Source organism: Prevotella sp. MGM1 (assembly GCF_002933775.1).
Lineage (GTDB): Bacteria > Bacteroidota > Bacteroidia > Bacteroidales > Bacteroidaceae > Prevotella.
Genome location: NZ_BEWV01000165.1, coordinates 1 through 7,317, shown reverse-complemented (window position 1 = coordinate 7,317; position 7,317 = coordinate 1). Strand labels below are relative to the sequence as shown.

The following is a 7,317-nucleotide window of genomic DNA, read 5'->3' as shown; positions in this document are numbered from 1 at the left end:
GGCGTGCTGTGCTGTGAACGGATCTTTGCGGCGACTGAGAGTGTTGTATATCAAAAGTTTCTGTTCCATCGCTTTTTGGCTTTATAATTGCTTTTTCCGCCTGCAAAGATACGGTAAAATGGGCAAACGAGGAAATAAAACACGGTGATTTGTTTTGCCATAAGACTGATTTTCAGTAATTTTGCATTCGCTTATATACATTAGTGAATAACAAACAAAACAATAAAACCAAAATGGCATACACACGCATGACCGCTGCCGAAGCAGCAGCGTTGATTAAAAACGGAGAAAACCTGGCTCTCAGCGGATTTACACCCTCGGGAACGGCAAAGGCCGTGACTAAGGAACTGGCTAAAATAGCCGTGGCCGAGCATGAGGCCGGACGTGAGTTTAAAGTGGGTCTGTTCACCGGAGCGTCTACCGGACAGAGCACCGATGGCGACCTGGCAAACGCCATGGCGATAAAATACCGCGCTCCGTATACCACGAACCCCGATTTCCGCAAGCACGTCAACATGGGCGAGATAGCATATAACGACATACACCTGAGCCAGATGGCACAAGAACTGCGTTACGGATTCATGGGACAGGTGGACTGGGCGATACTCGAGGTGTGTGACATAGAGGAGGGAGAGACCACGTGCAAGGCTTATCTTACGTCGGCGGGAGGTATCAGCCCGACGGCCGCCCGGCTAGCCAAGCATGTCATTCTCGAACTGAACTCTTTCCACAGTGCCGGCGCCAAGTATCTGCACGACGTATACGAGCTGCAAGACCCGCCGCTGCGCCAGCCTGTTCCAATCACGGGAGTGAGCGACCGTATAGGCACGCCATACGTGGAGATAGACGCAAGCAAAATCGTGGGAGTGGTGGAATGCCATATACCCGACGAGGCCCGCGCTTTCAAGGATCTTGATCCTGTGACTACACAGATAGGCATGAACGTGGCCGAGTTCCTCGTGGCCGACATGAAGCGCGGTATCATACCGCAGTCGTTCCTGCCGTTGCAGAGCGGTGTCGGCTCTACTGCAAACGCCATTCTCGCCGCGCTGAGCCAGGACAAGAACGTGCCCGACTTCAACATATTCACCGAGGTGCTGCAAGACGCCGTGGTAGACATGATGCTTGAAGGCCGTGTGAAGGAGGCGTCGGCATGCTCTCTCACAGTGACGAACGACAGTCTGATGAAGGTCTACGACAATATAGATTACTTCAAGAATCACCTTACGCTGCGGCAGAGCGAGATTTCGAACTCTCCCGAGCTTATACGCCGTCTCGGCGTGATTGCCATCAACACGGCATTGGAGTGCGACATATACGGAAACGCCAACTCGACCCATATCAGCGGCGTGAAGATGATGAACGGAATTGGCGGTTCGGGAGACTTCGAGCGCAATGCGTACATATCCATTTTCACTTGTCCGAGCGTGGCGAAGGGCGGCATGATAAGTTCTATCGTGCCTATGGTGAGCCATCATGACCATACGGAGCACGACGTGAACGTTATAGTGACAGAGCAGGGCGTGGCCGACTTGAGAGGCAAAAGCCCGATGCAGCGGGCGCAGTGCATTATCGAAAACTGTGCTCATCCCGACTATCGCCAGTTGCTTTGGGACTATCTCAAACTGTCGTCCGGCGGTCATACGAAGCACTGTCTGTCGGCGGCGTTCGCCATGCACGATACATTGGCGCGCAAAGGCGATATGAAACTGACGGATTTCGCGGAGTACGTGAAATAAAGACGATAATTCATCGGCATAAAAAACGGCCGGCAATCGTTTTCATTCGATTGCCGGCCGTTTCTGCGTCGAAAAGTAAAACTCTGCAAGAGATTTGGAGTCGTGAAAAGAAAACCTTTAAAGAAAGGTTTATAGACACATGAGAATCATTTGGGAAGTATACTCATCGGTACTACCTGATTTTAATTGTTCGGGATAACATTTGATTCGTATAGTAAGAGTACGTTTCGGCTGTTGGTGTTGTGCGGCATCCTCTTTTTCTTTTTGATGATATATGAATTACATGCCGGATGCGTCATATCGCTTTTATTATTTTCATGTTGGCACGGTCAATTACTTCTGGGTCTATCGTGTCCAGATATATTAGTGTGGTGTTTTGTGAGTGATGTCCCATACTGTCGCTTATCACATAAAGTGGTATGTTCATGTTCTTTGCCATGCTGGCCCATGAGTGCCGCGCGGCATACATGGTGATGCCATTGGTTATTCCGAGTATGGCGGCAATGTTTTTGAGTTGGTAGTTCACCTTCCATTGCACGCTTTTATACCGTCGCAGCCTTCCTGTTTTCGGGTCTACGGCTATCGGCAGGAGGAGATCATCGTTCCCCGGCACTTTTTCTTTATGCCTGCTGTAGTGACGTTCCACTATGTCCTGCATACATTTTTCCCATTTAACCCTTATGCGCTGTCCTGTTTTCTTTCTCGTGTATACAAGTTCACCGTTTCGGATGTTCGAATGCCGCAGCGCGGCCATGTCGGCAAACGACATTCCTCTGGTGTATAGACTGAACATAAACATGTCTCTTGCGAATGCCATCGCATCCGATTTCGGCTCGAGACGCTTCATTGCCCTAAGCGCCTCTATGGTGAGTGCCCGCTTGCGGGTTTTGGCGATGCCCGTATATACGTTTCTGAATGGTTTTATGTCAATGGCTTTTCCCTTTATTACAGCCTTATTGTACACAGCGCGCAGCACCCGCATGTAGAATGATACGGTATTGAGGCTCAGCCCTTTTTGCCGTAGGAACTGTTCGTATCTTTTTGTCGTGTCGCAGGTAATGTTTCCGATGGCTATGTCCTTGCCGTTCATGAACTCCTTGAAACTACGTAAGGTGCTCATGTATGTCTCGGCGGTTCGTTCCCGTCCCTCGGCAAGCAGTTCTTCTGTTATGTTTCTCATAAATGGGAGCAGGCGCTCATCCGACTTGCTTCTCGTGCTTTTAGGCCGTATGCAGAGTCCGTTGTCATCGTCTATTCTTATCACGAGTTCCCTGTCCGGCAGTTTTTCCATGCCCGTTGGCAGTTCAATTCTTATTCTGAACATCATTCAGTGCTTGTCGCCAATATATTCATAAGTTCCCGCATGCCTTCCGACGCGCCTTTGTGTATGTGGGTAATGTTTGATCTCGATGGTGCGGCTACAGGTTTGGGGTCTATCAGATATATGGGAACTCCCCGTCTTACGAAATCCACCAGTCCGGCCGCCGGATATACGTTGAGTGACGTGCCGATGATGATGAATATGTCTGCCTCGGCCGCTTTGTCGGCGGCGATGCTTATCATAGGTACGCTTTCGCCGAAGAAAACAATGAAGGGGCGCAGTAATGAGCCGTCACCGGCCGTTGTACCGGGTTCCACACGATAGTTGTCTGCCGTGAGGGTCACATGAAACCGCGGATTGTCAACGTCGCGGCTTGAACACATCTTCATCAGTTCGCCGTGCAGATGTATCACTTCCGACGAACCGGCCTGCTCGTGCAGATTATCCACGTTTTGGGTGACAACAGTCACGTCATAGTCACGTTCCAATTCCGCCACCAGCCTGTGGCCGTCGTTCGGGCTTGTCTTTATCAGTTCGGCCCGTCGCGAGTTGTAAAACTCTGTCACCAGTTCGGGGTCGGCGAGCCATCCCTCGTGCGATGCTACCTGTTGGACTGGATATTTGTTCCATAGTCCGCCTGCGTCCCTGAACGTGCTTATTCCGCTTTCTGCCGACATTCCGGCACCTGTGAGCAGTGTGATTTTCTTTCTTCCCATGTTATTGTTTTCTTGTTGTCAATAATGATAATAGATCTCAAATGTGTGGTAAAGTTATAACAAAAGGCTCGTTTCGGCAATATTATAAAGTATTTTTTGACTTGTAGTCACGTATTTATGCCGTGTGACTGTCTGATGCGGTATGGATTGTGCCGTATGACGCCAGTGTCCATAAACCGGTTGTATATAACGGTAATGAAACAATATGGCCTGTATTTCGGAATGTAACGTTTTTTTTATTTGGATGCAGACAAAAAGGTATTGTTGTCCCGTGCCATGGCGCGGAGAATTGTTTGCCATCAAGCATGGGATGTAAACGAAACGATATTGCTGTCTTATGCCACGATAAAACGGTTGTGAATATAAAGTTGTCTTTTCTTGTTTACGTTATTGTCTTGTTTTTCGTATCTTTGCATTTATGAATGTTGTCACTCCCGAAGAATTGTTCGACAGTTGTCATGAAATGGCCGTTGCTTGCGGGCGGCAGGGTATTACCGTGAATATGCGTATGCGTGAGACGCTTGTAATGGCATGCGCTGCGGCATCACCGGAAGGTTCGGGCTTCGGAAACGTGTTCTCCCAGGTAGACCGTCTGTGCCGTATGTATGGCGTTTCCGAGGATGACCGCAGGGAGATACAGACCGCCCGGCGTCATTCCAACAGTAAGGATATTATTCCTGATGAAGACTTGATGTACGATATCCGTGCTCTTTGCGTGTTCGTTTCCGCTGTCTTCGGGGTTGATATTCCGTCGCGTCTCACTGCCGTCATACCGCGCATAGGGCGCAAACGTGCCGTCAATACGGCCGTAGACCTTCCCTATATTCGCTGCGTTGTTGTCGAATTCGACAGCGAAAGGATTGTTGTTGTCACAGACAGCGCCGACGGAGGGCATACGGTGGGAGTGGGCTATGGCAGCAAGGACCATGGTGTGGATATGTCTTATTTGCGAAAACTGCTGCGTCCCGGAATGCAACTGAACCTGCTTGACTGTCGTACATCGGGAGACATGATAACGCCGGGACTGATAGTGGTAGAGCCAGACTTTCTTGTCGACATCAGCTCTGTGGCCGCTTGTTTCACTGACTACGGCCATCATCCTCTTGCATACACTATCAACAGGATGCGGAAGAAGGTCTCTTCCCAGGCTATACAACTGGGAAATCTTGCCGGAGATATTCTCGACGGTGTATTGAACGATGCCGGTTTCGATTTCAAGGAAATATTTTCCGGTTTTTGCCGGCAGCGGTCGCTGTCGTTTTGTGCCGACGGTTCTTTAAGCATGGCGGACTTGAAAGACAAGGCCCGCTTGCAGGCCGAAAACATAAAACAGGCTGTCGGGGCTTTGTTCGGTAGAGATGCGAACGGCCGCCGGCGGCCGTTCGACATTTCGAAGGTAGTGGTGGAGCCGTCTTTTGTGTGCGAACGTCTCGGCATTCAGGGGCGTGTAGACCTCATGACAGCCGATCTTCAATTGCTTGTGGAGCAGAAGTCCGGAAGAAACGGAAAGATAGAAAGTTTGCTTTCGGGCGGTGGTCGGCTTATGGGGAATAGCGGCATAAGGTGTCGCGGGGAGCATAATGACGGGTCTTCAGCTTCTTCTTCTGCGGTACACTCTTTGCGCTCACCGAAAGACAGCATTTCCCATCTCGAACCACACTACGTCCAATTGCTTCTTTACTTTGGCGTGTTACGTTGTAATTTCGGGCTTAAAGACCGTGACATATCGTCCTTTTTGCTCTATTCGGGTTATCCGGCACGTGACGGTCTGCTTTATGTCAACTATTTCCATGCACTGTTCAACGAAGCCATAGCCTTGCGCAACCGTATTGTAGCGGGCGAGTTGTTTGTCGCTCGGGGCGGTATCGGCAATATATTGCGTCATCTGTCGGCAGATACAATCAACGAACGTGGGATGAAAAACAGGTTTTTCGAGCTTTACATCCGTCCGCAGACTGAGGAGGTTACGGATCCGTTGCATGCCATGCCGCCGCTCGAACGGGCGTACTTCGAGCGTATGATGACTTTCGTGTATCGCGAACAGCTTGTCGCAAAGACCGGTGGTTTCGAGGAAATAACAAGGAGTGCCGCCGACCTTTGGAACTTGCCTGTATACAAAAAGCAGGAGATGGGAAACATTATAACCGGCATGAGGATTGCGGATGCCGGCACATCGGAAGACAACGGGCAGACATTTAAAACACTGACATTCTCTTATCCCGATCAGGGAGATGACTTCATGCCTAATTTCAGACGCGGCGACATGGTGTATATATACGGCTATGACCGTGAGCCTGATGTGTGCGGCAGTCTGCTGCATACCGCCACGGTGGAGCGGCTGGGCGGCAATGATGTTACGGTAAGGCTTGTAAACAGGCAGAGAAGCGCGTCTTTGTTCGATGGCAAGACATTTGCCATGGAGCACATGGCAAGCGATTCAGGAACATCGTGTGCCATACGTGCTCTGCATACATTTATTACTGCGCCCGAAGAGCGGCGCAGCCTGTTGCTCGGCCGTCGTGAACCGGTGTCTGACAACACTGTCTGTCTTACCAGGAAATACCACCCTCACTACGATCAAGTGCTGCTTTCCGCTTTCCGTTCGCAAGACTTTTTCCTGCTTGTCGGTCCTCCGGGAACAGGCAAGACGTCCATGGCTCTGCGTTTCATGGTAGAGGAAGAGATTGCCAGGGGTACATGCGGAGTGCTTCTCACTGCGTATACCAATATGGCGGTAGACGAGATTTGCGCTATGCTGAATGATGCGGGAATAGGATTTTTGCGTATAGGCGGCGAGAGTTCGTGTGACGAACGCTTCCGTGACAGGCTTTTTGAGAATGCCGTCGGCGGTCTCGATACCGTGGAGAATATGCGCGATGCCGTGCGTTCGGTTGCTGTCATTGTCGGTACCACGTCAATGTTGCAGTCGCGTCCATCCGTGTTTGGCCTGAAACACTTCTCCCTTGCCATTGTCGACGAGGCGTCGCAGATACTCGAACCGGCGCTTATAGGCATATTGTCGGCGCACGACGGAGCGGGACGTTGCTGCATAGACCGCTTTATTCTTGTGGGAGACCATAAGCAGTTACCTGCCGTGGTTCAGCAAAGTGAAACGGATTCGCGGGTAGACGACCCTCTGCTTCATGGCATCGGGCTGACCGACTGCCGAAACTCGTTGTTCGAGCGATTGATGAACATAGAGCGGCGCGGCGGCCGTAAGTGTTTTGTCGGACTTTTGGACAGGCAGGGCCGTATGCACCCTGATGTGGCGCGGTTTGCCGAAACCATGTTCTACACCGGGGAGAACCTGCGGCCTGTGCCCCTTTCTCACCAGCTTGAGGCCTCGCTCGGTTATGACCTTCCGGCAGAGGATGCCATGGACGGACTTTTGAAAGTACGTAGAATGATATTCATCCCTGTTGAGGATGACAACGCTGGCCGGCTTTCCGACAAGGTGAATGTGGCCGAGGCCGACATGGCGGCCGACATCGTGCGTCGCATATATCGCTTCTACGGAGAGCGCTTCGACCCTGATAAGACG

4 protein-coding genes are annotated in these 7,317 nt (G+C 50.9%); 2 read left to right on the top strand and 2 right to left on the bottom strand.

Features of this window, described 5'->3' with window-relative positions; all coding sequences use genetic code 11:
* Positions 1 to 233: 233 nt before the first annotated feature.
* Entirely contained in the window at positions 234 to 1,739 is a 1,506-nt protein-coding gene (locus tag MoGM_RS06200; protein WP_104369245.1) for a succinate CoA transferase, read from the top strand.
* Between the two features lie 295 nt (positions 1,740 to 2,034).
* On the opposite strand, the gene MoGM_RS06195 is transcribed toward MoGM_RS06200, so the two are convergent.
* Positions 2,035 to 3,030, bottom strand: a complete 996-nt coding sequence (locus MoGM_RS06195; protein ID WP_158249562.1) for a site-specific integrase — start codon at positions 3,028 to 3,030, stop codon at positions 2,035 to 2,037.
* Between the two features lie 32 nt (positions 3,031 to 3,062).
* Positions 3,063 to 3,776 (bottom strand): Sir2 family NAD-dependent protein deacetylase, encoded by a 714-nt coding sequence (locus tag MoGM_RS06190; protein ID WP_104369243.1) that lies wholly within the window; start codon positions 3,774 to 3,776, stop codon positions 3,063 to 3,065.
* 418 nt (positions 3,777 to 4,194) lie between these two features.
* Here MoGM_RS06190 and MoGM_RS06185 point away from each other — a divergent pair.
* On the top strand, positions 4,195 to 7,317 hold a 3,123-nt coding region (locus MoGM_RS06185), incomplete at its 3' end, for an AAA domain-containing protein (protein WP_104369242.1).

What these genes read in the sequence shown, in the direction of transcription:
- MoGM_RS06190 (WP_104369243.1), bottom strand. Translation starts at nt 3,776, where the DNA reads ATGGGAAGAAAGAAAATCACACTGCTCACAGGTGCCGGAATGTCGGCA.
- MoGM_RS06195 (WP_158249562.1), bottom strand. Translation starts at nt 3,030, where the DNA reads ATGGAAAAACTGCCGGACAGGGAACTCGTGATAAGAATAGACGATGAC.
- MoGM_RS06200 (WP_104369245.1), top strand. Translation starts at nt 234, where the DNA reads ATGGCATACACACGCATGACCGCTGCCGAAGCAGCAGCGTTGATTAAA.